This window comes from Rice orange leaf phytoplasma (assembly GCF_001866375.1).
Classification (GTDB): domain Bacteria; phylum Bacillota_I; class Bacilli_A; order Acholeplasmatales; family Acholeplasmataceae; genus Phytoplasma; species Phytoplasma asteris.
Window position 1 is genome coordinate 86,160 of sequence record NZ_MIEP01000004.1, and the last position, 26,766, is coordinate 112,925.

33 protein-coding genes and 1 pseudogene are annotated in these 26,766 nt (G+C 28.9%); 26 read left to right on the top strand and 8 right to left on the bottom strand.

Annotation, left to right across the window (positions count from 1 at the left end):
• Nucleotides 1-128: 128 nt before the first annotated feature.
• The 8 genes from BHE82_RS01375 to BHE82_RS01405 form a co-directional block, all read right to left on the bottom strand.
• The gene (locus BHE82_RS01375) at nt 129-1,676 is read right to left on the bottom strand and encodes an ABC transporter substrate-binding protein (protein WP_071345502.1); all 1,548 of its coding nucleotides are present in this window, start codon (nt 1,674-1,676) and stop codon (nt 129-131) included.
• Between the two features lie 71 nt (nt 1,677-1,747).
• A complete protein-coding gene (locus BHE82_RS03050) occupies nt 1,748-2,077 on the bottom strand; it encodes a hypothetical protein (protein ID WP_084024635.1) in 330 nt (109 codons plus the stop codon).
• Nucleotides 2,074-3,306: an ABC transporter substrate-binding protein gene (locus tag BHE82_RS01380; RefSeq protein WP_084024636.1), complete on the bottom strand. Its 1,233-nt coding sequence runs from the start codon at nt 3,304-3,306 to the stop codon at nt 2,074-2,076. Before BHE82_RS01380 ends, BHE82_RS03050 begins: the two co-directional genes overlap by 4 nt.
• Nucleotides 3,307-3,368: 62 nt before the next feature.
• Nucleotides 3,369-4,676, bottom strand: a complete 1,308-nt coding sequence (locus BHE82_RS01385; RefSeq protein WP_071345503.1) for an ABC transporter substrate-binding protein — start codon at nt 4,674-4,676, stop codon at nt 3,369-3,371.
• Between the two features lie 468 nt (nt 4,677-5,144).
• Nucleotides 5,145-5,948: an ABC transporter ATP-binding protein gene (locus BHE82_RS01390; RefSeq protein WP_071345504.1), complete on the bottom strand. Its 804-nt coding sequence runs from the start codon at nt 5,946-5,948 to the stop codon at nt 5,145-5,147.
• Between the two features lie 11 nt (nt 5,949-5,959).
• Nucleotides 5,960-6,967 (bottom strand): oligopeptide/dipeptide ABC transporter ATP-binding protein, encoded by a 1,008-nt coding sequence (locus tag BHE82_RS01395; RefSeq protein ID WP_071345505.1) that lies wholly within the window; start codon nt 6,965-6,967, stop codon nt 5,960-5,962.
• A gap of 317 nt (nt 6,968-7,284) precedes the next feature.
• Entirely contained in the window at nt 7,285-10,371 is a 3,087-nt protein-coding gene (locus BHE82_RS01400) for a hypothetical protein (RefSeq protein ID WP_071345506.1), read from the bottom strand.
• A gap of 304 nt (nt 10,372-10,675) precedes the next feature.
• Nucleotides 10,676-10,894 (bottom strand): hypothetical protein, encoded by a 219-nt coding sequence (locus tag BHE82_RS01405; RefSeq protein WP_071345507.1) that lies wholly within the window; start codon nt 10,892-10,894, stop codon nt 10,676-10,678.
• A 2,175-nt stretch (nt 10,895-13,069) separates the two neighbouring features.
• On the opposite strand from BHE82_RS01405, the pseudogene rpmF reads away from it, so the two are divergent.
• The 26 genes and pseudogenes from rpmF (at nt 13,070) to map (ending at nt 26,697) form a co-directional block, all read left to right on the top strand.
• Nucleotides 13,070-13,277: pseudogene (gene rpmF / locus BHE82_RS01410) on the top strand (50S ribosomal protein L32).
• Between the two features lie 170 nt (nt 13,278-13,447).
• Complete coding sequence (locus BHE82_RS01415) at nt 13,448-13,765, top strand: hypothetical protein (protein ID WP_071345509.1); 318 nt, start codon at nt 13,448-13,450, stop codon at nt 13,763-13,765.
• A gap of 755 nt (nt 13,766-14,520) precedes the next feature.
• On the top strand, nt 14,521-14,844 hold the full coding sequence (rpsJ, locus tag BHE82_RS01425; RefSeq protein ID WP_071345511.1) for a 30S ribosomal protein S10: 324 nt from the start codon (nt 14,521-14,523) through the stop codon (nt 14,842-14,844).
• Between the two features lie 195 nt (nt 14,845-15,039).
• Nucleotides 15,040-15,687 (top strand): 50S ribosomal protein L3, encoded by a 648-nt coding sequence (rplC, locus tag BHE82_RS01430; protein ID WP_071345512.1) that lies wholly within the window; start codon nt 15,040-15,042, stop codon nt 15,685-15,687.
• 4 nt (nt 15,688-15,691) lie between these two features.
• Nucleotides 15,692-16,315, top strand: a complete 624-nt coding sequence (gene rplD, locus BHE82_RS01435; protein WP_071345513.1) for a 50S ribosomal protein L4 — start codon at nt 15,692-15,694, stop codon at nt 16,313-16,315.
• Nucleotides 16,315-16,605 carry a 50S ribosomal protein L23 gene (gene rplW, locus BHE82_RS01440; RefSeq protein WP_071345514.1) on the top strand — a complete coding sequence of 97 codons (291 nt, stop codon included), beginning with the start codon at nt 16,315-16,317 and terminating at the stop codon, nt 16,603-16,605. The genes rplD and rplW overlap by 1 nt, the downstream gene beginning before the upstream one ends.
• 59 nt (nt 16,606-16,664) lie before the next feature.
• A complete protein-coding gene (gene rplB / locus BHE82_RS01445; RefSeq protein WP_071345515.1) occupies nt 16,665-17,495 on the top strand; it encodes a 50S ribosomal protein L2 in 831 nt (276 codons plus the stop codon).
• A 12-nt stretch (nt 17,496-17,507) separates the two neighbouring features.
• A complete protein-coding gene (rpsS, locus tag BHE82_RS01450) occupies nt 17,508-17,789 on the top strand; it encodes a 30S ribosomal protein S19 (protein ID WP_011412797.1) in 282 nt (93 codons plus the stop codon).
• Between the two features lie 20 nt (nt 17,790-17,809).
• Nucleotides 17,810-18,199: a 50S ribosomal protein L22 gene (rplV, locus tag BHE82_RS01455; protein ID WP_024563686.1), complete on the top strand. Its 390-nt coding sequence runs from the start codon at nt 17,810-17,812 to the stop codon at nt 18,197-18,199.
• Nucleotides 18,183-18,941, top strand: a complete 759-nt coding sequence (rpsC, locus tag BHE82_RS01460; RefSeq protein WP_071345516.1) for a 30S ribosomal protein S3 — start codon at nt 18,183-18,185, stop codon at nt 18,939-18,941. Before rplV ends, rpsC begins: the two co-directional genes overlap by 17 nt.
• Entirely contained in the window at nt 18,919-19,341 is a 423-nt protein-coding gene (gene rplP / locus BHE82_RS01465; RefSeq protein ID WP_069028292.1) for a 50S ribosomal protein L16, read from the top strand. The genes rpsC and rplP overlap by 23 nt, the downstream gene beginning before the upstream one ends.
• Complete coding sequence (rpmC, locus tag BHE82_RS03505; protein WP_071345517.1) at nt 19,338-19,658, top strand: 50S ribosomal protein L29; 321 nt, start codon at nt 19,338-19,340, stop codon at nt 19,656-19,658. Before rplP ends, rpmC begins: the two co-directional genes overlap by 4 nt.
• Complete coding sequence (rpsQ, locus tag BHE82_RS01475; protein WP_011160584.1) at nt 19,658-19,921, top strand: 30S ribosomal protein S17; 264 nt, start codon at nt 19,658-19,660, stop codon at nt 19,919-19,921. The genes rpmC and rpsQ overlap by 1 nt, the downstream gene beginning before the upstream one ends.
• Nucleotides 19,922-19,933: 12 nt before the next feature.
• Complete coding sequence (gene rplN / locus BHE82_RS01480) at nt 19,934-20,296, top strand: 50S ribosomal protein L14 (protein ID WP_011160585.1); 363 nt, start codon at nt 19,934-19,936, stop codon at nt 20,294-20,296.
• 13 nt (nt 20,297-20,309) lie between these two features.
• The gene (gene rplX, locus BHE82_RS01485) at nt 20,310-20,657 is read left to right on the top strand and encodes a 50S ribosomal protein L24 (RefSeq protein ID WP_069028288.1); all 348 of its coding nucleotides are present in this window, start codon (nt 20,310-20,312) and stop codon (nt 20,655-20,657) included.
• 21 nt (nt 20,658-20,678) lie between these two features.
• Complete coding sequence (gene rplE / locus BHE82_RS01490) at nt 20,679-21,218, top strand: 50S ribosomal protein L5 (RefSeq protein WP_071345518.1); 540 nt, start codon at nt 20,679-20,681, stop codon at nt 21,216-21,218.
• Nucleotides 21,219-21,232: 14 nt separating this feature from the next.
• Nucleotides 21,233-21,502, top strand: a complete 270-nt coding sequence (rpsN, locus tag BHE82_RS01495) for a 30S ribosomal protein S14 (RefSeq protein WP_011160588.1) — start codon at nt 21,233-21,235, stop codon at nt 21,500-21,502.
• Nucleotides 21,503-21,523: 21 nt separating this feature from the next.
• On the top strand, nt 21,524-21,916 hold the full coding sequence (rpsH, locus tag BHE82_RS01500) for a 30S ribosomal protein S8 (RefSeq protein WP_011160589.1): 393 nt from the start codon (nt 21,524-21,526) through the stop codon (nt 21,914-21,916).
• Between the two features lie 46 nt (nt 21,917-21,962).
• Nucleotides 21,963-22,517: a 50S ribosomal protein L6 gene (gene rplF / locus BHE82_RS01505; RefSeq protein ID WP_071345519.1), complete on the top strand. Its 555-nt coding sequence runs from the start codon at nt 21,963-21,965 to the stop codon at nt 22,515-22,517.
• 9 nt (nt 22,518-22,526) lie between these two features.
• Nucleotides 22,527-22,880, top strand: a complete 354-nt coding sequence (gene rplR / locus BHE82_RS01510) for a 50S ribosomal protein L18 (RefSeq protein WP_042068032.1) — start codon at nt 22,527-22,529, stop codon at nt 22,878-22,880.
• A gap of 14 nt (nt 22,881-22,894) precedes the next feature.
• Nucleotides 22,895-23,410 carry a 30S ribosomal protein S5 gene (gene rpsE / locus BHE82_RS01515; RefSeq protein ID WP_011160592.1) on the top strand — a complete coding sequence of 172 codons (516 nt, stop codon included), beginning with the start codon at nt 22,895-22,897 and terminating at the stop codon, nt 23,408-23,410.
• Entirely contained in the window at nt 23,407-23,604 is a 198-nt protein-coding gene (gene rpmD, locus BHE82_RS01520) for a 50S ribosomal protein L30 (RefSeq protein WP_011160593.1), read from the top strand. The genes rpsE and rpmD overlap by 4 nt, the downstream gene beginning before the upstream one ends.
• Complete coding sequence (rplO, locus tag BHE82_RS01525; RefSeq protein WP_069028283.1) at nt 23,604-24,041, top strand: 50S ribosomal protein L15; 438 nt, start codon at nt 23,604-23,606, stop codon at nt 24,039-24,041. Before rpmD ends, rplO begins: the two co-directional genes overlap by 1 nt.
• Before the next feature lie 2 nt (nt 24,042-24,043).
• Entirely contained in the window at nt 24,044-25,285 is a 1,242-nt protein-coding gene (secY, locus tag BHE82_RS01530) for a preprotein translocase subunit SecY (protein ID WP_071345521.1), read from the top strand.
• An 18-nt stretch (nt 25,286-25,303) separates the two neighbouring features.
• Nucleotides 25,304-25,957: an adenylate kinase gene (locus BHE82_RS01535; RefSeq protein ID WP_069028281.1), complete on the top strand. Its 654-nt coding sequence runs from the start codon at nt 25,304-25,306 to the stop codon at nt 25,955-25,957.
• Entirely contained in the window at nt 25,954-26,697 is a 744-nt protein-coding gene (gene map / locus BHE82_RS01540) for a type I methionyl aminopeptidase (RefSeq protein ID WP_071345522.1), read from the top strand. Before BHE82_RS01535 ends, map begins: the two co-directional genes overlap by 4 nt.
• Nucleotides 26,698-26,766: the final 69 nt, after the last annotated feature.

The window sequence follows — 26,766 nt, forward strand, 5'->3', positions numbered from 1 at the left end:
TTTAAATAATATAAAAAATTATAGGTTAATTTTAATTGATGTATTAAAAAACATATTTGTTTTCTATAACGAAATTAACCATTTTTTTAATATTAAATTTTTTTTATAAATGTATTAATCAAAACCCATTATTTTTTTATTATTTTTGTAAAATCAAAATGTGAGAAAAGATCTGATTTAAAGCCTTGTTTGATATTTTTGGAAGTAATTACATAATTAGGATAACTATATAAAGGAATAACATAAAATTCTTTATGTATATATTGGCTTATTTCTTTTAATAAATTAGTATATTTTTCTTCACTTGTTTCTTTTTCAACTTGTAATAATTTATTTTCTATATGGCTTTTATCATCATTATCAATATGACAAAAATTATTGGGATTGTTATTAGTTAAAAAATAATCACGTAAAACTTTATGCCCCCATTTTGATTCATAGTTTTCACCTAAAAAAATCATATTGTAAGAAGAGTTATCTTTTTTGGCTTCTGTTAATAAAGTTTTAAAATCCATAGGAGCAAATTCTATTATAAAACCAACTTTTCTTAGTTGTTCTATTATTTTATGTTCAAAAAGATACTCAGATTTTGTACTGCATCCTATTTTAAGTTTTTTAGCAGTTTTATCTAGTTTTTGGACATATTTTTTAGCTTGTAAAAAGTTTGTTGGATAAGCATCTAATTCGTTATCGAATCCTTTCAAGGTTTCTGGCAAAAAAGTTTTTAATTTTTTAGCAGGGATTTCCAAATCAGATATTATTTTTTCAATATCTAACGACCAAGAAATAGCTTCTCTTGTTTCTAGAGAGGTTTTAGCTTTATTAATGTATAAATATCTAGCTGAAACATCTTTATTTTCAACTACTTCAACACTATGGCTTAATTTATCTTTTATAATTTGAATTTTATGAGATGGATAATCCAGACAAGCGTCTAAAGAACCATTTTCTACTTGTTGTAAATTAGTATCATTATTTTTATTAATTTTGAAAATGATTGTTTTAGGACTGTATTTAATTGTGTCTTTATTGTAATAATTATTAAATTTTTCCATTTTGATTTCATCATTTGATTTATATTCAACTAATTTATAAGGTCCAGTGCCAATTTGTAATCCTTTTTCTTCGTTTTCTTCTACAGCTTTTTTATTTAGGATTCTGATAAAATTACAAAAAGTAAAGTGCCAATAAGGTGTTTTTTCTTTTAATTCGATTCCAAATTCTATGTTGTTTATTCTTTTGATTGCTTTGATTTCTTCAAACTGAGGATGTTTATTTTTGTGTCCTCTTTCGATTGTAAATATAACATCATCAGTTGTTATATTTTCGCCATTGTGAAATAAAATATCATCTCTAAGTTTAAACTTTAATAAAGTTTTGTCTTGGTTTTGATTTGCATCACTTTCAACTAATTTAGCTAATTTACTTATGATTTTACCTTCTTTTTCTTCTAATAAAGTGTCATGAACTAAACGTAAATATCTATTAGAATAAGTAGAAAAAGTGTTTTCTGGAGAAGTAATATCAAATCCTTGGATATCTGATATAACAGCTATTTTAATTGTATCCTTATCGTCTTCATGTTTTTTGCTTGGGAATAACTGCCACCACAAAATGATTAAAATTATAACTGTTAAAGCTCCAACACTTATATATATATTTTTATTTTTTTTCATTCATTTTGCTTTGTTTTTACTTTCCTAATTATTTAATTATAAATCTATTTATTATTTATTGAATATTTTTTTTATTTACTTAATTGAACTTTTGTAAAATCAGTTCTTGTGAAAAGATCACATTTAAGACCTTGGACTTTTTTGCTTGTTAAGAAATATATGTTTTGTTGATAAAAAGGAACAACATATTTCTTTTGGTCTAAATGAGTTTGAATTTGTTGAATTTTTTGTACGTAAGTACCTAAATCTATATTTGTTTGAGATTTTTCTAAAAGATCTTTTAGTGTTTGGTCTCCTGAAATATGAGCCCAAGTTCCTTGGGTAGAATCCCCCTCGTTTTTTGGTGTCATATAATCTGTTAAAACTTTATGACCGTATGCCATTTCATGCATATCACTCATAAAAAAATGTCATAATCTCCTTTTTTTAAATTTGTTTTGAATGTATTAAATTCTGGTATGTCTAATGTTACTTCAAAACCTACTTCTTGTAGTTGTTCTTTTATTTTGTTTGCTACTTCTGGAGTTTCCTTAGCAGAAAACCCGAATTTAATTTGTTTATTTGGAAGTTGGCTAACTTGGTTTTTAACTTCTTGTGTGTTTGTATTATAAGCATATGAAATATTTGTATTATGACCTTTTTCTCCTTCGGGGATAAAAGTTTTTAAAGGTTTAACTGGTAATTCCAGTTGAGTAATTATTTTTTTAATATCTAAAGCTTGAGCAATTAATTTTCTTTTTTCAAGTTCAACTTTTTGATTATTCATCATTAAATAACTACATTTAACAGCGGCATTTTCAACAACTGTAATATCTTTTTGTTTTTTTGCATCGGCTACTTTATTTACTGGAAAGTCTAAGACAGCATCCACAGTCCCTGCGCTTAACTGTAATAAAGCTGTATCCTGATTAGAAATGGTTTTAAAAACGATTTCTTTTTGGCTGTTTTTTATTTTTTCTTTGTCAAAATATTTATCAAAAAGTTTTAAATTTATTACTTTTTCAGAAGAATCCCATGAAACTAATTGATAAGGACCTGAACCAACCTTAAGTCCTTCTAATTGATCTTTTGTTTGGTCTTGTTTAACTGCTTCTTGGCTTATTATTCTTTGCTTAGCGATGCTTTCATAGGCAAAAGCAGGGAATGCTTTAAGATTTAGTTTTACTTTTGTGCCGCCTTCTAATTCTTCAACTGATTCAATATTTTCATATTCATCGTGTTGTTTTCCTTTTGCTCTTTCAAAAGAAAATTTGACATCTTTTGCAGTTAATTTTTTACCGTTGTGAAATAAAACATCATCTCTGAGAGTAAAAACAATTGCATCTTCATTTTCCACTTTAAACCATGATTTAGCTACTTGAGGTAAAACATCGCCATTTTCATTTGTAGAAACTAAAGTAGAGTGGATGCAGTAAAACAATCTATCTCCTTGTGCATTTTGAGTGTGATCTTTATTTCCTGTGTCATAACCTACAATATCATTTGGCATTGCTACTACAAAATTATTTCTTGGGGGAGTTGTTTTAAAAAGCTTTTTGTAGACTACAAAACCCATTACAATAAATAAAATAACTGCTGTTCCTATAACTAATTGTTTTTTATATTTTTGTAATAATTGTTTAAAATCCATTTTTTTATTTCCTTTTTTGTTTGTGTTTTGAAAACAAAATTATTTTTATTATGAATAAAATTTTATTTACTTACTTTAACTTGGGTAAAATCAGTTCTTGTAAAAGGATCGCATGTAAGACCTTGGACTTTTTTACTCGTTAAAAAATATATGTCTTGTTGATAAAAAGGAATAACATATTTATTTGTGTATAAATGAGTTTGAATATCTTTTACTGTTTGTTCGTAAATGTTTTTATCAGTGATTGTTTGGGTTTCATCTAAAAGTTTTTTTAGTGTTGTGTCTCCTTGAATGTGAGAATGGCTTTTGGGAGTTTGTTTTCCTTCTTTTTCGAATATTGGGTTCATATAATCTATTAAAACTTTATGACCGTATGGCATTTCATTCATATTACTCATAAAAGATATGTCATATTTGCCATTTTTGGAATTTGTAAAAAAAGTAAGCGATTCTGGTATGTTTACTATAACTTCAAAACCTACCTCTTGTAATTGTTCTTTTATTTTGTGTACTACTTCTTTTATTTCTTTAAAAGAAGCTCCTAATTTAATTTCCTTGTCTTTTTCGCTTAAAAGACTAACTTTGTTTTTAACTTCGTTTTGGTTTGAATCATAAGCGTATTGAATATTTTCGTTATGTCCTATTTCTCCTTGAGGAACAAAAGTTTTTAAAGGATTAACGGGTAAATTTAGATCAGCAATTATCTTTTCGATATTTAGAGTTTGGGCGATTAATTCTCTTTTCTCCTTTTTAACTTTGTTGTTGTTGATAAATAAAACAATACATTTGGCACCTTTATTTTGGACGACTTCAATATTTTTTTTGTTGCTTGCATTATTTATTTTGTTTATTGGAAAATCTAAGATAGCATCCACAGTTCCTTCTTCTAATTGCAATAAAGAAGTATCGTAGTTAGAGTTAACTTTAAAAAGGATTTCTTTTTGGCTGTTTTTTATTTTGTCTTTATTAAAGTATTTGTCAAAAAGTCCTAATTTTATTATTTTGTTAAAAGAATCTTCATAAATTAATTGATAAGGACCTGAACCAATTTTTAGTCCTTCTAATTGATTGTGTGTTTGGTCTTTTTCTAGTGATTCTTTACTAAGTATTTTGTATTTAGCAATAAGTTCATAGACAAAAATAGGTAAAGCTTGCAACTTAAGTTTTACCTTTGTATCATTTTCTAGCGTTTCGATTGATTTAATAATAGCATATTCGTCATTTCCTTTTTCTTTGGCTCGTTCAAAAGAAAATTTGACATCTTGTGCAGTTAATTTTTTGCCGTTATGAAATAAAACATCATCTCTTAGAGTAAAAATAATGGCATCTTCATTTTCCAATTTATCCCATGATTTAGCTACTTGAGGCAAAACATCGCCATTTTCATTTGTAGAAATTAAAGCAGAGTGAATACAACAAAATAATCTGTCTCCTTGTGCGTTGGAAGTGTGTGCTTTTTGTCCTGGATCAAATCTGTTAACATAATTAGGAATTATAACTATAAAATCATTTCTTGGGGGTTGTTTTTGAAAAAATATTTTGTAGATTGCAAAACTTATTATACTAAGTAAAAAAATGTTCCACTAATAATTAAATATTTTTTATATTTTTGTAATAGTTGTCTAATGCCCATTTTGCTCCTATATTCTTCTTTTTGATTTTTTTATATTGCAATTATTTAATTTTTGCGGTAAAATAAGTATTTTTTTATTGTTGTAAAAGAAATAAGAATTCAAAATATGGATGAAGTGTGGGGAAATAAAAATAATATTTAGTAACAAATAATATTAATAAATATTTAGGAGATATTATTGTTGATTCATTATTTTTTTAACAAACTAAACATTATGATAACCAAGCCCAGTTTTTAAAAAATTATTAAGTAAACTTTTAGTGTAGGGGTGTTTTGGATTTTTTAATATTTGGGATGTTTTAGCACTTTCTACAATTTGTCCTTGATACATGACAATAATATCATCGGCTATTTGAGAAACTACTCCTAAATCATGGGTGATAAATAAAACAGCAGTGTTTTGTTCTTGTTGTAGACAAGCAATTAAATTAAGAATTTCTTTTTGGACAATTACATCTAGGGCAGTAGTTGCTTCGTCAGCAATTAAAAGTTTAGGTTTACAAACTAATGCCATAGCAATCATTATTCTTTGACACATTCCGCCTGAAAGTTGATGAGGATATGAATTCATTATTCTTTGAGCGTTAGGAATTTGGACTTTTTCCAAAATATCAAGAGTTTTTTGATAAGCTTGGGTGTAATCAAGTTTTTGATGGAGCATTAAAACTTCTATAATTTGATTTTTGATTTTAAAAACAGGGTTAAGGCTAGAAATGGCATCTTGGAAAATCATAGCAATTTCGTTTCCTCTGATTTTTTGCATCTCTTTTTCACTAAATTGAGAAATAATACGATTTTCAAAAATAATTTCGCCTTGGTAAATTTTTTGATTTTTTTCAAATAATTTGAGAATAGAAATTGCAGTTTGGCTTTTGCCGCTACCAGATTCTCCAACTATTCCTAAAGTTTTGCCTTTTTGGACTTCAAAAGAAACACCACGAACTGCTTTGATTAGACCTTTTTGGGTTTCAAAATAAGTATGTAGATTGCTAACTTTTAATAAACTCATATTTTACTCCTTTATATTTTAGTAACTTTATTTTTTAAAGTGCAAGAAATAAAATGATTAGGGGCTACTTGATACCAATCTAGGTCTTGTTTTTGAGTGTGAAATAAAAATCTAAATTTGTTAGTTTCGTAGGTGATTGGCATTTCTTCTAAAGCTTTATTTTGAGTTTTTAATTTAGGGATAGCATTTAGAAGTTGTTTGGTGTAGGGATGATGAGGTTTTTTAAAAAGGCTTTCTGAAGGTGCTATTTCAATTACTTTTCCTAAATGCATTACACAAATACGGTCACTTAAAAAACGAGCAACTCCTAAATCATGAGTAATAAACAAGAAAGTTAGTTGGTAATCTTTTTTTAAATCATTTAAAAGGTTTAAAATTTGGGCTTGAATTGATACATCTAATGCTGATACTATTTCATCACAAACAACAAATTTAGGTTTAATAATTAAAGCTCTTGCAATTGCAATTCTTTGTCTTTGTCCCCCTGAAAGTTGATGAGGATAAAGGTCATAAAGAGAAGTATCAATGCCACATTTTTTCATGATAGCTAGAATCATTGTTTGATATTTGGGGTCTTTTTTGCCTTTTGTCATTTTGTGGATTAAAAGTCCTTCGCCGATGATATCTGATATTTTGAGATGAGTGTTAAGAGAAGAAAAAGGATCTTGGAAAATAATTTGTAAATCTTTTCTTAAAAAGCGTTTTTCTTTATTACTTAAAGTAGTTAAATCAATTTCTTCAATGTCTTTTGTCTGTGTTTCCTTAGTTTTGGGGATTGTTTCTTTGTGATAAAAAACATTGCCTGAAGTAGGTTTTACAAGTTGTAGAAGAACTTGTCCTAAAGTTGATTTTCCTGAACCAGAGCCTCCAACTACGGCTAATGTTTCGCCTTTGAAAATGGATAAATTAATATTTTGGTTGGCTTTTAATAAGGTATCTGGTTTTAAAAAGTTTTTTTTGATAGAAAAGTTTTTGGATAAGTTTTTAATTTCAATTAAAACTTGGTTTGAGGATGTCATTTTTGCCTCCTTTCTTAGTTTTTTGCTTCATTTTGTGAAAAATTTACTTTTTGCCTTAATCCTTAATTATTATTGTTTTGATAAATTATTATTTAAAATGTTTTTTTAAGAAATTAATATTTATCACAAAATAATAATTACTTTCATTATACACTAAAAAAAAATAAAAATGCAAATAGATTTTAAATATTGTTGTAATAAATGATTTTTTTGGGTGGTTTTGGTAAACTGTTTTATTCCTATATTTTTTAAGAAATTTGTTATTACATTTATTTATAAATTATAATTTCATTTTATAATATCAATATTTTTTTGCTTTAAGAAATTTGTTTATCAAGGGCAATAGTTTTTTTGATTTGTTTGGTAATTTGTTTTTGGTGATGTTTTATTTTGAATTTTCCTTTTTGTTTTTGCCAAAAAAAAGACCATTTTAAAAAGATATTTTTAAGTTTGGTTTCGAAATTAGTTAGTTTGATTTTAGTAAGTAAGTTTTTTTTGGTTTTTTTGATTTGTTTTTCTATTTTGGTTATTTTTTTGTGATTAGCTTTTTGTTTGTGAGTAAATGATTGGGATATTTTTTCTTTTTGTTTGGTGAAATGTTTAAAGATTTGGTTGTTTTTTTGTTTGATGGCTATTTTTTTATGTTCGAAAAATAATTTGTCTTTTTTTTCAAAATTGAGGAGAGCTTCTTTTTTGAGGTTTGATAGTTTTTGGCGTAATTCTTTTTGTGTTTGTTGCCATGATAAATTAAGATTGATAATAGCATCACTTAGATTTTCGTTTAATAATCCTAATTTTTCTTTCATTAAATTAGTTGTTTGGGTTAAACTTTTTTCTTTGGATTTAACTGTTTTAGTAATTTCTTGTAATAAAGATATTTGATTTTGTTTAAATGTTTTTTCCAAAGAAACATTAATAACATTTTTTATTAATTCATTTTGGTTGTAAAAAAATTTGTTAAGGTGTTTAGTTGTGTTAGTAGTATTTGTATTTGTTTGAATTAATTTTTGTTCTTTTTTTATTTGTTCTTGGAGTAAAGTATTTAAACATTGATAAATGTTTTTTTGATAATTATTATAGAATAAAATATCTTGGATAACATTTGTGATTGTTTTTTGGCAAGCATTGAAAAAAGATTTGTTTGATATTTTGAAATTGATTAAAGGAGTAAGAGCAATGTTTTTGGAGGCAGGTTTTAAATAGTGCCATAAAGTTAAAAGTTTGGTTATTTTAAGTTTGGTTTTGTTGATTTTTTTTTGGTGTTTGTTAGTTGTTTTTTCTAAAATATGTTGGTGTTTTTTGGTTGCTTTATCTTTTTTTTTGGTGAGGTTTTTGATAATTTTTTCATAAAGTTCTTTGTGAGTTTTGATTTGGTATAAAAGGGGATATAGTTCAGTTCCTTTTTGTTTGTATTTGTGAAAAAATCCTTGTATTCCTTTCTTTTTGTCAGTGTGTATTTTTTGATTAAGAAAGGTTAATTGTTTGTCATAAAAAGCTATTATTTGTTCGTTAAGATTAATTTCATTTTGTAGGGTAGTTTGGTTTAATTGGTGTTTTTTTTGTAAAAGATTAATTGTTTGATTAAATTGTTTTTGAATGATAGGAAATAAGTTAGTTTCAATTATAGTTTTTATTTGTTCTAAGATTATTTGTTCGATAAGACAAGTTTTAGTTTGATAATTACTTGTAAAAGTATTAATTTGTAATTGGATTTGTTGTAAAGTTTGTTCTAATAATGTGCTTTCTTTTTGCCAAGATGGATAAGTGTTGAGTAAATTATTTAAAGTTTGTAAAAGTTCTATATTTTGGGTTTGTAATAATAAATAGATGTTTTTTTGCATTAAGGTGATGTCTTGTAAAAAGAGATGTTTTTCTTTTTCTTGGGTAAGTTTGAAGGTTAGAAAATCATCTTTTTGAAATATTTTATTAAGTGTTAATTGGGTTTGGAAGTTGTTAATTTCTTTTTTTAAAGTAGTTATTTGTTCTAAATAATAATGTTGGATTTTGGTTTTTTCTAATTTTAGTTGTAGGGCAATACTTTTAGTTTTAAGGTCAAATTCTTGTTTTTTTGCAAAGAAATGATAATGATAATCTATTTGGTAATTGTTTTGTTTACGTTGTAAGGCTAAAAGAGTTTTTTGATAAGCAAAGAAAGTTTCTTGATAGTCTTTTTGATTATCAAAGATAGCTGTTTCTTGGAGATGTAAGTTAAGGACTGTTTTTATTTGTTCTTTGATACCGTTTATTTTTTGGGAGAATAAATAATTTGTTTTTTGGTGGATGAGATGATAAATTTTTTCTAAGGTTTGTTGGTAGATGTGTTTGTATTTGTTTTGTTTGTGGTGTTCTAAATGCCACATATTAATTGCTTGTTGGTGTAAAAGATTGATGAGGTGATATTGTTGGCTCCATAAAGATTTTTGGTTTTGGTAAGAAAGGTAGTTTGTTTGTTGTTTGTAAAAAAGAGCTTTTTTGGATGTTTCAATTTGGTAATTGGAAAGAATTGGTATATTTATAAAAGGAAAAGGTCTTATTTGAAGAAAAAAAGTTTGTATTTGTGCTTGGATGATAGTTTTTTCTTGTTGGTAAGCATCTTTGATGGTGTCTAGTTTTTTGTCGTTTATACTTAGTTTATTTTGGTATAGTTTGTGAGTTTTGGTAATGGTTTTTTGATAAGTTTGTTCTTTTGTAGTCTTTATTTGTTCTAAGATGCAAATTGATTTGCCTTTTTCTTTTTCTTGTAAATTAAGAGTTGTTTCTAGTTGTTTTAATAAATTGGTGTTTTTTTGATTGAGGTTAAAATCAGTAGTATAAAAGTTTTGTTTGGATTCTTGGTTTTGTTTTTGGTTTTTGAGTTCTAATTTTTGTTTGTCTTTTTCAATTTGAATTAATAAATTATTAATGTTGTTATTTTTGTTGTTGAGATTAGTTATAAGAGTAGTTTCTTTGTGATTGTTTTTTTTAGTAATTTCCTTAAGTTCTTTTTGTAAGATTTCTTTTAATTGGAGGTTTTTATCGTTGTTTTTGTTTTTTTGATAAATAAGTTCTTGGTTTAAAAGAGTTTGGGTTTTTTGTTGTTGTGAGTTGTATTTTTGGAGGATTTTTTTTTTATGGGTTTGGAGTTTTTCTATTTGTGCGTAAATGTTTAATAATATGTGATGGTATTTTTCTTGTAATTGTTTTGTTTGGGTATTGTGCTTGTTATTTAGGGTTTGTAGTCTTTGATTTAATTGTTTGTTTTGGTTGTTTGTAATAATGTTTGGGGTTGTGTTTTTTTCTTGGATGTTTTTTAGGTTTGTGATATTATTTGTTAATTGGGATAAAAAAGGAGAGAAAAAATCGCTTGATAATGTTTTATTGTGTTTTAAGAATAAAGCCAAAAATCTATTATAATATGATGACATAAAATTTTTCCTTCAATCTAAATATTGATTAAACAATATAAAAATACTTAATTGTAGTTTATTATTAATTTTTTTTGTAATGTTATATTATTTTGGTTTTTCAAAGAAATAAGTTCTAAATTATTTTATCATTTACCTTTATCATAACATAAACCAAATTAATTTGGGATGTAAAAAAGAATACTTAGCTTTTATATTTAGATCTTAAAAACAAAAAAACTATCCTGAAGGATAGTTTCTTTCATTATTTATATTATTTTTATTTTTTAAATAGTTTATTAATTTATTTTAAATATGAAAATAATTATTTCTTACGATAAGGTTTATACCAAGTTGTTTTTTTAGGATAGAGATATTTTTGGATTAAAGTTGGTTCATAGTAAAAAATATATAAACTATTGTATTTATTTTTCATGTTTATGATTGCTTCTAAGGTATTTGTTTTATCCTTAATAAATGGCATTTTTCCATCATGATAGATAAATATAATATTTTGGGGACAATTAAGAATTGACTTAGACATTAATTCGCCCTTGTTTTGATTAATTGTTTTGTGAAATGAGACTTTTTTGTAATAATTAGGATCAATTTTATGTATAAAGATAAGAGCTTTATTAGTGCTTTTTACTTTAATGTTATGAATTGTATTATTTAGATTCTCTTTTTTTACTTTTATTTTAAAAGTACTTTTGATTTGATAGTTTAATTTAAATGTTGAATGTGCTTTAATAAAATAAGAATTAATGTTAAGTAAGTAATAGTATTAATATATTTATAATTATAAGCATTAAAAAGGAATTAAAGTTTATATTTGGTCTTTTTTTAGAAGTCTTGTTAATTTTGTTAATGTAAAAAACAGACTCCTTTCTTTTAAAAAAGGTAGTTAATATTAATTATAAGTATAAATTATTAAGCTACCAAAAAGATAATATAAATTAATATATATAATTAAAAAGATAAAAGATAAAGATTTATTGTTGTTTATTGTTGTTTATTATTGAGTGTTTGCCCAATCTCTCAGACGCCTTACCATTCCTGAAATCCATCTAGAAGTAGGTTTTAGCTCCATCTATTTTTTTTGGTATTTTCTATGTCATGGTAAAAAATATACAAATTTGTATATTTGCCTGTAATTTTTGTTAGTTCTTGATAAGTATATTTTTTATCTAGGTCACCTCGAATTTCTCCATCAGGATATAAACAAATTGTACTTGGCTCGCATGTTCCTGTAGCAATTTCGAACGATATATTCCCATCTTTTATTCTATTTATTGTTTTTCTTTTGGTTAATGTTCCATTAAAATTAGGATTAATCTTTTCTTTAATATGTTTTATTACTTTGTCCAGGTGGGAATCCCAATCCCTTTCAATTTCTACAAGGTGTAATTTTGGTCCTTGTTGTTCTTATGTTGGCTCTTCTTGTACTTGTGTTGTTGTTGTTGTTTGTGCTTGTCTTTCTTTTTTTCTCAAACTTATTTTATACTTGTTTTATAATCATATCTTAATTTAAGATTTGATTGAGCTTTGGTAAAATGAGGGATAATAATAAATAAAGTAAATATTATAATAATTAAAAATAATAAATAATAATTAAAAACAATAATTAAAAATAAAAGTGTTTTTTTGTTATAAGTATTGGATAAAAACATTTTGGTTAATACCTTTTTTTAGAAAATTGATAAATTTTTGGAAAAATATCCCCTTCTTTCTTTATAAAATTTACGGTTTTTTAATTATTTAAGTTAATTATAAAGTATTCATTAGGTTTTTAGTTAGTTAAACCATCAAAAAAGATAAAAAGTTTAAGACATCAAAGACTATTAAATAATTAATAGTCTTTGAATTGATTATTTGATATTTATTTAAGTTAATGAAAGATTATAAAATAATGTTATTAAAGAGTAATTTATTCAATTTATACATGTTTGTTAATGGAAAGTGTTTTTTAGTATGTGTTAGTGTAATTTATTTTGGATTTAGCTGATTGAGCTTCTGTTAGTTTGTTATTTTCTGCAATTACATTACCATTTTCATCCACTACTTCATATTGCATAGTTAATTCAAAATCAGCAGTATCGGTGTTATTTTCAACTAAACCATCAAGAGTTAATAATTCTACTTCTAATTGAACTTCTACTGAAACAAATTTGTTATCTTTGGTAAGAGCAAATTTGGAGTCTTTGGTATATACTTCAAAATCATTGTTATCTTGTGTTTTAACTTTTACTCCAACTCTAAATTTGTCAGTTTTATCTACGTCGTTAACTTTGAATGTTGGTAAAAATACTTTTAAGAACCATTTTTTAGTAGTTTCTTTGTTTTCAAAACCTTTTACGGAGGCGAAACATAAAAATGGGACTTCAACAAAATTAATTTATTAAAAAAACTCAAATTATTTTAGTTATATTGTTGTAATTTGATAAAATAATAATTAAAGTAGCAAATAAATAAGAAAAAAGTAAAAAAGCTCAAAATAGATTGACAAAACAGCTTTTTTAAGATAAAATAAACTTAGGTTTAAAATTAATTTTTGCATGCTTTGGCATGATTATTAATTTTTTAAGCTTGATTAAAGTGCTAATAATAATTTTTGGCAGTTATTAATTGGGTTTTGATTAACCTTTTATTTGTTAAAAGTTTTATTATTATTTATAATAAATGCTAAAAACAAAAAATTATAAAGAAAGGATTTGATAAAATGGCTGTTCCTTTTAGACGCACCGGAAAAACGGCAAAAAGAAAAAGACGTACTCATTATAAGTTAAGCAATCCTGCTTTAGTACTTTGCAAAGAAACTAATACTTTTACTTTGTCTCACAGAGTTACTAAAAATAGTGGTTATTACAAAGGAAAACTTATTTTGGAAAACAAACCTTCTAAATCTCAAAAAAACAACTGACAATTAATTTATCATTATTAGACAAATTATTTTGTTTAAATAATTTTTTTCTTAGATGACGATATTGTTTTTTTATTTGATATTATTTTAATTTATAGTTTTAATATTTTTTGGATTTATTTATTTTTTGATAGTTACTATTTAATTTATTTTAAAAGAATTATTTTATTTTTAAGTATGTTTGGGTCTTATGTTGTTTTAGAAGCATCAAAAAAATATCAAGAAGCAGATACGGCATCATTTTCTAAAACTTATAATGATAATTCAACGAAATTTTACAAGGAGAATTCATATTCAGCTTCTTTGGTTAATGAAGAAGCTAAAAAATCTTATGATGCCAAATTAGAAAAACATAACGAAGATCAAAAAGTCCTCAAAGAAAAACAAGAAGTAACTAAAAAATACGTTTTCCTTTTTGTAGAGTTTTTCTTTGTATTGGCGTTAGTAGGATTTAATGGTTATTTCTGTTATTCTAAAGCTAAATCATTTAAATAATTATAAGTAAAAAATATGTCTGATATTAAACAAAACATATCTTCTTTATTAAAAACATCAATTTTTTATTATTAAGTGTATTTGGAATGATTGTTACTTTTTTGATATATACGTTTTTTGAAAATCTAAATACTCAAAAAGTTTTACAACAATATCTAGATTCATTACAATCTAATACAAATATACTATCAAATTATAATTTATTATTACAACTTATTAAAAAACAAATGTATACAAATTATTTAAGAGTTGTTATATTAGTTATTATTTGGGTTTTAATTATAATATTTAATGGTTATATGTGTTTTGCCAAAATTAACCCTTTTAAACAGTTTTTTAAATTTGTTAAAAAAGTTATCAATAAATATAAATATAAAAATGGACCTTTTCATTAAATAATTTTATCTTTTAATATAAAGATGTTTGAATTAACTTAATGAGGATATTTGAATTAAATTATTGTATTTTTTAACAAACAAAATTCAAAATAAATAAATCTTTTCACCATTTTACTTATTTGAAACAGCTTTTTTTATTTTAAAAAACATTATTAATTACTTTTTTAACTTTTGTAATTAAAATGACTTGCAATAAAATCTTTTTTAAGGTATAATAAAAAGGCTTGTTTTAAATATTTTTTCTTTTAATCCAAAAAACAAAACACCAATGTCAGTTGTCTAAGAAAAAAATTATTTAAGCAAAATATTTGTCTAATAGGCAATATTTTCAAACATTTCTAAAAAAGGAGAATATAAGTGAACAAAAAAGAAAAAGAAATTATCAAAATAATTCTAAGAGCCTACGACCATCATTTAATTGATCAAGCAGCTAAAAAAATTATTGATATTATCACTAAAACAGGAGTAAATATTGAAGGTCCAATACCTCTTCCTACCAGAAAAGAATTATTTACTGTTTTGCGTTCCCCTTTCGTTAACAAAGATTCAAGAGAACAATTTGAACGACGCACTCACAAACGTTTAATTCAAATTATCAATCCTAATAAAAAAACAATTGAATCTTTAATGCACATTAGTTTGCCACCTGCAATTGATATTTTGTTAAAAAAAAACCAATAGCAAAAGCAAAATTTAGGCACTATTCATTTTAATATGAATAAATATTTACTTTTTTATAACCATTTCATTTAAATCATTTCATTTGGTTAAATCACAATCACGATTGCAATTACAATTTCAATCAACTTTTGAAAATCACTTTAAAAAACTTTTTACAAACTTTAAACCAAAATTAAAAAAAGAAAGAGGAAGGACATGGCTCAAGGAATCTTAGGTAAAAAAATAGGAATGACTCAAGTTTTTAACGAACAAGGAGAATTAGTTCCAGTAACAATAGTAGATGTTGCACCTAACGTTGTTTTACAACAAAAAAACGTTGACCAAGACGGCTATCAAGCTACTCAAATAGGTTTTTGCGACAAAAGAAAAAAAAACACTTCTAAACCTATGTTAGGACATTTTAAAAAAGCAACTACTGCCCCTAAGCGCTTCATTAAAGAAATTAATTTTAGTTCGGATGTCAATTCAAACCTAGCTAATTTAGCAGTAGGCGCCCTAATCACAAACGATTTATTTCAAGTAGGTGATTTAGTTGATGTAACAGGAACTTCCAAAGGTAAAGGTTTTTCTGGTTCTATTAAGAGACACAATCAAAGCAGAGGTCCTGAAAGTCACGGGTCTCGTTATCACCGTCGTCCAGGTTCAATGGGCCCTATTAAAGGTAAATTAAAAGGTAAAAAACTACCAGGACACATGGGACACGAAACTGTTACTATCCAAAATTTAGCTATTCTTTCGGTTGATACTGAAAAAAACTTATTCTTAATAAAAGGCAATGTCCCAGGACCTAATAAAGGTTTTGTAATTATCAAATCTGCTGTAAAAAAATTGACAAAGGAGTAAACGCATGCCAAAAATTAATATTCTTAATCAAAAAGGCGACTTCGTTTCTGAAAAGGTTTTAGCAACTACTGTTTTTGACATTAAACCTAATCAACAAGTTTTATATGACGTTGTAAATGCTCAAAGAGCTGCAATGCGTCAAGGCACACATGCTACCAAAACTCGCGCTTTAGTTGCTGGTGGAGGTAGAAAACCATGGAGACAAAAAGGAACTGGTCGTGCTCGTCATGGCTCTATTCGTTCTCCTTTATGGCGTGGTGGTGGAGTTACTTTTGGACCATCCCCAAGAGATTATTCTGTTAAAGTAAACCAAAAAGTACGTAGTCTGGCTCTAAAATCAGCTTTATCACTCCAAGCTAAAAATAATCAATTAGTAGTTGTAGACAACATTAATTTAGCAACTCATAAAACTAAAGATTTCCAACAAATGTTACAAAAATTAAACATCACTTCCAAATCCTTAATTGTAGTTACTCAAATGACAGAACAATTAGCTTTGGCTTCTCGCAATCTATCTTATATTACTTTAGAAACAGCTTCTCATGCAAGTGTTTATCAAATCCTTAATTGCAAACAATTAGTCCTAACTGCTGATGCTGTTAACTATTTTGAAGAGGTTTTAAAATAATGAATAAATACTATGATTTAGTTAAAGCACTAATCATTACTGAATTAACTAATAAATTGATCGAAAGACAAAATAAATACACTTTTAAAGTTGCCAAAACAGCTAATAAAGTAGAAATTAAAAAAGCTTTAGAAAGCATTTTTCAAGTAAAAGTTTTATCAGTTAACACTCGCAACGTTTTACCACAATTCAAAAGAAAAGGTAAATTCGAAGGCTATACTTCTGGTTATAAAAAAGCTATTTGTAAAGTAACTCCGGGACAAAAAATCGAAATCCTTGCTAACGAATAAACTCAAACCCAACCAAAACAACGATTAACGATTAAAAAAATACAAGGCAGGTATAAATTATGGCAATTAAAAAATATAAGCCTACTACAAATGGATGTCGTAATATGAGTGTTTCTGCTTTTTCAGAAATCACCACTCAAACTCCTGAAAAAAGATTATTGGTATCTCATAAAGACCAAGCTGGACGCAACAACCAAGGTAAAATTACAGTAAGACATCGTGGCGGCGGCGTTAAAAGAAAATACCGTTTAATTGATTTTAAAAGAAACAAAGATAACATTGTTGGCAAAGTAGCTACCATTGAATACGATCCAAACCGCAGTGCTAACATCGCTTTAATTCACTATGTAGACGGCGAAAAAAGATACATTCTTGCTCCTAAAGGACTTACAGTAGGGATGCAAATTGTCTCTGGTAAAGAAGCAGATATTAAAGTTGCCAATTGCCTTCCTTTAATGAATATTCCAGTAGGAACCACCGTTCATAACATTGAATTAAAACCAGGTAAAGGCGGACAAATTGCTCGTAGTGCTGGTTCTTTTTGTAAAATTATTAGTAGAGAAGACAAATACGTGCTATTACGTCTTCAATCAGGCGAAGTTCGCAAAGTTCTTGGAACTTGTCGTGCTACTATTGGAGAGATCGGCAACGAATCTTATAAACTAATTAATTATGGTAAAGCAGGCAAAAAACGTTTCTTAGGAATAAGACCAACAGTAAGAGGTTCTGCGATGAACCCGAACGATCACCCTCATGGTGGTGGTGAAGGTAGAGCTCCTATTGGACGTAAATCACCAATGACACCTTGGGGCAAAAAAGCTCGTGGGGTCAAAACTCGTGACCGTAAAAAAGCATCTAATGCTTTAATTATTAGACGTCGTACAAAATAAGGAGTTGTTAATATGCCACGTTCAGTTAAAAAAGGACCTATTGTTGCTAGCCATCTATTAGCAAAAATAGAAAAACAAAAAAACTTAAAAAACAAAAAAGTGATCCAAACTTGGTCACGCAGTTCTACAATCACACCTATTTTTGTAGGACACAAAATCGCTGTTTATAACGGACGCGAACATATTCCAGTCTACATTACAGAAAACATGGTAGGACATAAGTTAGGTGAATTTTCCCCTACACGTACTTACCGCGGACACAACAAAAAAGACAAAAAAATGCAAAAAAAATAAAATAATGGGAAGGAATAACTATGGAAACCAAAAACGCCAAAGCGATTGCTAGAAAAGTTTCAATCGCCCCTCGAAAAGCACGTTTAGTTGTTGATTTAATTCGAGGAAAAAATATTGCACAAGCTCAAGCCATTTTAACTTTTACCCCTAAAGTAGCTGCTCCCGTTATTTTAAAACTTTTAAACAGTGCTGTTTCCAATGCTGTTAATAATTTAAAATTAAACCGCGAACAACTTTATGTTAAAGAAGTTTTTGTCAACGAAGGTTTGCGTTTAAAACGTATGTTTCCAAGAGCTAAAGGTTCTGGTGATATGATTAAAAAAAGAACCAGCCACATTACTTTAGTAATAACTTCTAGCACAAACTTGCAAACATCAAAGGAGGAAGAACAAAGTGGGTCAAAAAACTAATCCTAACGGCTTAAGATTAGGCATTATTAGAACTTGGGAATCTCAATGGTGTGTTAATGATAAAGAAATTCCTAATTTAATTAAAGAAGATTTTTTAATTCGTAAACTAATCAATAATTTTAATAAAAAAAGCGCTATCAGTCAAATTGACATTGAACGCTTAAAAGAAAAAAATAAAAACCGTATCACTATTTCTGTCCACACTGCTAAACCAGGCGTTATTATTGGAAAAGATGGCGATACACGCAACAAATTAGTTGACAAACTCAAAGAACTTACCCAAAAAGACGTTAATCTTAACGTGTTAGAAGTTAAAAACTCTGATAAAATCGCTTTATTAATTGCTCAAAATATGGCTGAACAACTAGAAAATCGTATGTTTTTCCGCCGTGTTCAAAAAATGGCAATCCAAAAAGCCCTAAAAGCTGGTGCCAAAGGAGTAAAAACTTTAATTTCTGGTCGTTTGGGCGGTGCTGAAATAGCTCGTAGCGAAGGACATGCCGAAGGCAGAGTTCCTCTACACACTCTAAGAGCAGACATCGATTACGCTGCTCTTGAAGCTCATACTACTTATGGAGTTTTAGGAATTAAAGTATGGATTTTCCACGGTGAAGTTTTACCAGGACAAACCATTCTAGACACTAGAAAACCTTTTACTTCCCAATCTTCTAACACTCCTAACAGACGCCCTCGCAATTTCAAAGGAGGCAACAATAATCATGTTAATGCCAAAAAGAACTAAATATCGTCGTCCTCACCGCGTTAGTTTTGAAGGCAAATCCAAAGGTAAAAACGTTATTGCCAACGGAAACCACGCTTTGGTTGCCAAAGAAGGTGCTTTTATCACTAACAAACAAATTGAAGCCGCTCGTATTGCAATAACACGTTACATGAAAAGAACAGGAAAAGTGTGGATCAACATTTTTCCACATCTATCCTTAACTAAAAAACCTTTAGAAGTAAGAATGGGTTCTGGTAAAGGTTCTCCTGAAGAATGGGTAGCTGTGGTAAAAACAGGTAAAGTTTTGTTCGAAGTTAAAGACACTACTAATTCTTCCAAAGTAGAAATGGAAGCTTTAAGACTTGCGTCTCACAAACTACCGATTAAAACTAAAATCGTTAAAAAAGGTGCTGAAGTATGAAAACTCAAGAAATTTTAAAATTAAATCCAGAAGAATTAGAAAACAAAGTAGACAAGTTAAAACAAGAACTGTTTGATTTGCGTTTTCAATTAGCTTTAGGCAAACTCACTAACACTGCCAAAATCAAAAAGCTTAAAAAAACCATTGCTCGCATCAAAACAATCCTAACCCAAAAAATCAATCAACAAACAGCCACTACTCCAACTTTTGTCACTTCCACTGCCAAACCTGTTTTAGCAAATCAAAGCCCAACCCCACAACCAACTACCCCTGATTTAGATGACACTGTAGAAACTATCAAGGAGGAACAACAATAATGCAACGCAATTTTAGAAAAACTTTCGTAGGTAAAGTAGTTTCAGATAAAATGGATAAAACCATTACTGTTATTGTTGATATTTACAAAAAAGACCCTTTATATGGCAAAAGAGTGAAACAATCGAAAAAATTCCACGTCCATGATGAAAATCAAGAAGCCAAACCAGGCGATTTAGTTAATTTTATGGAAACAAGACCTCTTTCTAAAACTAAAAGATTTCGATTATTCAAAATTCTTTCCCATGCAAAGAGCGCAAAGTAAGGAGATTTTGAGATGATTCAACGAGAAAGTCGTTTAGTTGTAGTTGACAACAGCGGTGCTAAAGAAGTTTTAGTTATTGGTATTTTAGGAGGCACTCGTCGTAGTCATGTAAATATCGGAGATATTGTATTAGTAACTGTTAAATCAGGTTCTGGTACAGTTAAAAAACATGACGTTCTAAAAGCTGTCATTGTACGCACCAAAAAAGGTCTAAGACGTAAAAATGGCTCTTACATTAAATTTGACGACAATGCTGTAGTACTTTTAAAAGAAGATTTAAATATTATTGGCACCCGTATTTTTGGTCCAGTAGTTAGAGAATTGAGTGATAAGAAATTTTCCAAAATAGTTTCTTTAGCCCAATTAGTTTTGTAAGGAGGACAACTCAATGCGTATTAAAGTAGGAGAAACAGTAGCTATTTTAGCTGGCAAAGATCGTTTTGTAACAGACGAATCAGGTAAAAAAATGACTAAAACAGGCAAAGTATTAAAAGTTTTTGCCAAAACTCAAAAAATTATTGTTGAAGGTGTCAACATCAAAACCAAACACCAACCCCCTTCCCAAAACGAAGAAAATGGCACCATCGTTAAACAAGAAGCTCCCATTCATGTTTCTAATGTAGCTTTAGTTTGCCCCCAAACACAAACTCCCACTAAAGTAGGAATTCGCATACAATCAGGTAAAAAAGTTCGTTATGCTAAAAAATCAAATCAAACATTAGACGAAAAAAATTAAGGAGGTTTTGCATCAATGTCAATGAAAAAAGAAAATACTCTAGACTATTCCAAAATCACTGCCACCTTAATGGAAACTTTTAATTATAAATCCGTTATGCAAGTCCCAAAAGTAGAAAAAGTTGTCATCAATATGGGCGTAGGCGATGCTATTTTTAATGTTAAAGTTTTGGATGATGTAGTAGAAGAATTAAAATTATTAAGCGGACAAAGCCCTGTTATCACTAAAGCCAAAAAAGCTATTTCTAATTTCAAATTACGTGAAGGCATGCCAATTGGAGCTAAAGTGACTTTAAGAGGAACCCGCAAAGAGGCGTTTTTATACAAACTAACTCGTTTAGTTTTCCCCCGTGTAAGAGATTTTAGAGGCATTTCTGGTAAATCTTTTGACGGCAGAGGTAATTATGCTCTAGGATTAAAAGAACAAATCGTTTTTCCAGAAATTAATATCGACAAAGTTAAAAAAATTCGTGGCATGGATATCATCATTGTAACTACTGCCAAAAATAACACTCAAGCCAAAAAGCTTTTAGAGCTTTATGGTATGCCGTTTAAAAATTAAAGGAACTATTACTTATGGCTAAAAAATCCAAAATCGTAAAAGATCAAAAACAAAGAGAGCTAGTTTTAAAATATGCCAAACTACGCTTAGAACTTAAAAAAAAAGCTGACTATGCTGGGTTGTCTCAAATTCCTGCCAAAGCATCACCTGTACGTTTAAAAAACAGAGATTCTATTGATGGAAGACCACGCGGATACATTCGTAAATTCGGCATTTCCCGCATTAATTTTAGGCAGTTAGCTCATCAAGGTAAATTACCTGGAGTCAGAAAAACTAGTTGGTAAAGGTAAAAAGGAGGCTCAAACATGGTTATGACAGACCCTATTGCAGATATGCTGACACGCATTCGTAATGCCAATCAAATGTCACATTTAAAAGTGTTAGTACCTGCTTCTAAGTTAAAATTAGAAATTTTAGCAGTTTTAAAAAAAGAAGGTTTTATTAAAGATTTTTATCTACCTCAGTCATCTCGCGAAATAATTATTAGTTTGAAATATGCTCCCAACAAAGAAAGAGTTATTAAAGGCTTAAAAAGAGTTTCCAAACCAGGACTTAGAGTTTATGCATCAGCAGAACAAATTCCTAAAGTGCTCAACGGTTTAGGAGTTGCTTTAGTTTCTACTTCTAAAGGAATTCTAACAGACGCTCAAGCTCGCCTTTCTCAAGTTGGTGGCGAAGTTTTAGCTTATATTTGGTAATTAATTGCCAAATCAAAAGTAGTTAAAGGAGATAAAGGAGAAAATTATGTCACGCGTAGGAAACAAAGCAATTGAAGTCCCTAATGCGGTTAAAGTTGATATCAAAGATAGAAATTTTATCTCAGTTGAAGGCCCTAAAGGCAAATTAGAATATCAATTCAATCACAGATTAACAATCACTAATGGAAACAAAGTCATCACAGTAAAACGCCCTAATGATGAAATTTTTATGAAAAAAATTCACGGCACCACTAGAGCCTTACTTTCCAATATGGTAGAAGGCGTAAGCAAAGGCTTTCAAAAAACCTTAAAAATTGTAGGGTTAGCTTATCGTGCTCAAATTAAAGATAAACAACTAATTTTATCTTTGGGTTTTTCTCATCCTGTAATCGTTGCCATTCCTGATAATCTAGAAGTGGTAGTTAACCAAAACACAGAAATTGTTATCAAAGGAATTGACAAACAACTTGTCGGCGAATTTGCTGCCAAAAATGTAAAACTACGTAAACCAGAACCTTACAAAGGTAAAGGAATCCGCTACGTAGGACAATACGTTAGACAAAAAGCTGGGAAAAGCGCTAAAAAAACAAGAAAGGACTAAAAATAAGTTATGATAACCAAACAATCCTCTAACGTGCTTCGTAAAAAACGTCATCTTCGCCTTAGAAAAATTGTTTCAGGCACATCACAAAGACCACGTTTAAATGTTTTTAGATCTAATAAATTTCTTTATGTGCAAATAATTGATGACACCCAACAAACAACTCTATGCAGCGCTAATAGCAAAGAAGCCAATGTTTTGGGATCCAACATCAAAGCCGCTGAAGCAGTAGGCGCTCTTATCGCTAAAAAAGCCTTAGCCCAAGGCATTAAAAATGTTGTTTTTGATAGATCAGGGTATTTGTATCACGGCAAAATCAAAGCCTTAGCTGATGCTTGTCGTAAATCAGGCTTACAGTTTTAAAGGAGAAAAGCAAAATGAAAGCAATAAAGAAAGAATTTAACAAAAAAGCCCCTCTTTTAGAAGAAAAAGTTGTTAAAATCAATCGTATTACTAAAGTAGTTAAAGGCGGTGCTCGTTTTCGTTTTTCTGCTTTGGTAGTTGTTGGCGATAAAAAAGGGCAAATTGGTTTCGCCACCGCTAAAGCTAAAGAAATTGTAGAAGCTATTAAAAAAGCTTTAGAAAAAGCCAAAAAACAATTAGTTCGTATTCCTATTACAGGAACTACTATTCCTCATGACACTATTGGACGTTTTGGAGCATCTAAGTTTTTTCTAAAACCAGCTTCCAAAGGAACTGGAATTGTTGCTGGAGGAAAAGCTGCTAGAACTATTTTAGAATTAGTAGGCATTAATGATGTTCTTACTAAAACTTTTGGTTCACGCACCTCTATTAACGTAATAAGAGCAGTAATGGATGGATTACAAAGTTTACGCACTAAAGAAGAAGTAGCTAAATTAAGAGGCATCACTTTAGCGAAAAAAGAACAATGAAATTAAAAATTACTCTTACCAAAAGCCTTATTGCTTGTCGTGTTAATCAAATTAAAACCGCTCACTGTTTAGGTTTGAAAAAAATTAACAATCAAGTTATTAAAGATGACACTCCAGCCATCCATGGAATGATTAAAACCATCAGTCATCTTGTTGTAGTTGAAAAAGTTTCTGATACAAAGGAGCAAAAATAATGTTACACACACTAAAACCGGTCACTAATGCTCGTAAATCCACTAAACGTTTAGGACGTGGACCTGGTAGTGGCACTGGTAAAACTTCTGGTAAAGGACACAAAGGACAATTAGCACGTTCAGGAAAAACTTTGCGTCCCGGCTTTGAAGGCGGACAAATCCCTTTTTTTCAAAGAATTCCTAAAAGAGGATTTCACAACTTTGCCCAAAAAAGATACGCCCTTCTTAACCTTAAAACTCTAGAAACCTTTCCTCAAGATACTGTTGTCACTCCTCAATTATTGTTAGAAAAAAAAATAATTAAAGACCAATTATGTGGTATTAAAGTTTTGGCGCAAGGAACTCTCACTAAAAAATTAGTTGTAAAAGCTTCAAAATTCTCCAAACAAGCTCAAGCAGCCATTTTAGCAGTTGGTGGAAATATAGAGGTAATTTAAAGATGAAACGTCAATTAAAATTAGTTTTAGGCAATCGTAAATTAATGTTTCAAATCTTTTTTACCTTATTTATTATTTCTATTGTTTGTTTAGGAACTTCTTGGCCTCTTCCTTTTATTAATACTAAATCCCTTGATTTATCCAAACTTTTTGGGGTTTTTTCCATAAATGCTGGTACTCTTTTTGGATTGGGAATCACTCCTTACATCACTGCTTCCATTGTAGTGCAATTTTTGCAAAAACTTCTTCCTATTTGTCGCGAATGGAAAGACCAAGGACAAATGGGCAAACGCAAACTTAATCTTTTAACACGTAGTCTTGCCTTATTGTTTGCTTTTGGGCAATCTTTTGCTTTTTTGAACAGTTATTCAAAACTTTTTGTCACATCAATAAGTACAAGCCAACTGTTTTTGTTAGCTTTAATTGCTACTGCAGGAGTTGCTATTTTAATTTGGTTTGCTGACCTTATCAATTCCAAAGGTATTGGAAACGGGACTTCTATTTTAATTGTTGTTTCGATGAGCCACAGCCTAATTAATCTATTTGTAAATCTGAACGAATCATATTTATCTCAAAAAAATTTTTTAACTTTGAAAACTTTTAATTTTGCATGCATTGTTCTTTTACTTCTCTTATTTTTAATTTTTACTGTAGTTGTGCAAATAACATCTTTAAAAATACCTATCAATTATGCGCGCAATCAAGTGCAAGGAAAAAGCTACATTCCATTAAAAATTAATAGTGCAGGAGTTATGCCAGTTATTTTGGCATCTGCTTTATTGCAACCTTTCCAGATGTTATCAGGAGTTATTGGGAATACAAAATTTACAGAAGTAGTAGATTTTTTTGCGAAAACTAACTTTCCTGGAAACCAAATTAACTTTTTTGCCATAGGCTTTTTAGTCTTGTTAGTAATTGTTTTTTCTTTCTTTTCTGCTTTTATGAATGTCAATCCTGAAGATATTTCAGAACATTTATCCAAACAAGATGCCTATATTGCAGGTTTAAGACCAGGTGAACAAACTACTCGTTATTTAGCTAATACCTTATTTAAAATCACCGTTTTAGGAACTGTTTTTATTGCTGCTCTTGTTGTAACACCTATTCTTATGGAACATTTTTTAGGTTTGAAAGATATGAAATTAGGAGGAACCAGTTTGCTTATTATTGTTAGTGTAGCCCTTGAAACTATCCAACGCATCAAAGCTACTGCCAACAAAAAAGAATATCAAAAATTATTTTAATTAAGCAAACAAGACAATATGATACTAATATTATTAGGACCGCCCGGAATTGGTAAAGGGACTCAAGCTTCTGTTTTATCAGATATTTTAAAAATTAACCACATTGCAACAGGCGATATTTTTCGTAAAAATTTTAAAGAAAATACTGAATTAGGCATTTTAAGTAAAAAATTTATTGCTCAAGGACTTTTAGTTCCTGACGACATTACTAACCAAATGATAGCTGATTACTTGTCTAAGGACATCGCTACTAAAGATTTTTTATTAGACGGTTTTCCCCGCAATGTTTTGCAAGCTCGTTTTTTGGATGATTTTTTCAAAAACTCTCGTTTATTTTTAACTAAAGTCATCTATTTTAACGCTGGTACCCAAGATTTAATGAAAAGAATTGTAGGACGCAGAATTTGTCCCGAATGTGGTAAGGTTTATCACATCGAAAACATTCCTCCCAAAACTCCAGGTATTTGTGACAAAGACCAAAAAACCTTAATTCAAAGAGAAGATGACAAACCAGAAACCTTCCTTAAACGCCTCAAAGTGTTTAATCAAGAAACATTGCCATTAGTGCAATATTATCGCGAACAAAATCAACTTTTTGAAGTAGATGGTATGCAAAACATCGACCAAGTTACTAAAATTATTTTAGAAGTTTTAGAAACAGACCGCAAATGATTTCCATCAAAACTCCTAATGAAATTGCTATCATGAAACAAGCAGGAAAAATCATTAACGAAGCCCACAGATTGCTTGCTTCCTTTGTTATTCCAGGAATGTCAACTTTTGATCTAGATTTATTAGCTAAGAATTTTTATCAAAAAAAAGGTGTTATTTCTGCTTTTAAAGGTTACAACGGATTTCCCAAACATATTTGTGCCTCAGTTAATGAAGTGGTAGTTCACGGCATTCCTTCCAAAAAAACCATCCTTAAACAAGGTGATATCATTACCTTAGATTTAGGAATTAACTATCAAGGTTATTATGTTGATTGTGCTTATTCTTATGCTGTAGGAACTGTTTGCCAAACTACTCACAACTTGCTTGCACTTACTCAAAAAGCCTTATTTCAAGGTCTTTTGCAAATTAAACCCCAAAATCATTTTTCTGACATTTCTCATGTCATTGAACTTTTTGCCAAAAACAATAATTTAGGCATCGTAGAAGAATTTACCGGACATGGTATTGGTACATCTTTGCACGAAGAACCCTATATTCCTAATTTTGGCAAACCCCACGAAGGCGCAATCCTACAACCAGGAATGACTTTTTGTGTAGAACCCATGCTTACTTTAGGAAATCCCGAAATTGCTATTTTGCAAGATAATTGGACTGTAGTTACCACAGACAAAAGCTTAAGTGCTCATTTTGAACACACAGTTTTAGTAACTCCTACAGGATACGAAATACTTGCATAATATGTTTTTCATTTTACCAAATTACATCAAAACCACCCCCAAACCCAGAAATCAAAATTAAAGGAATCA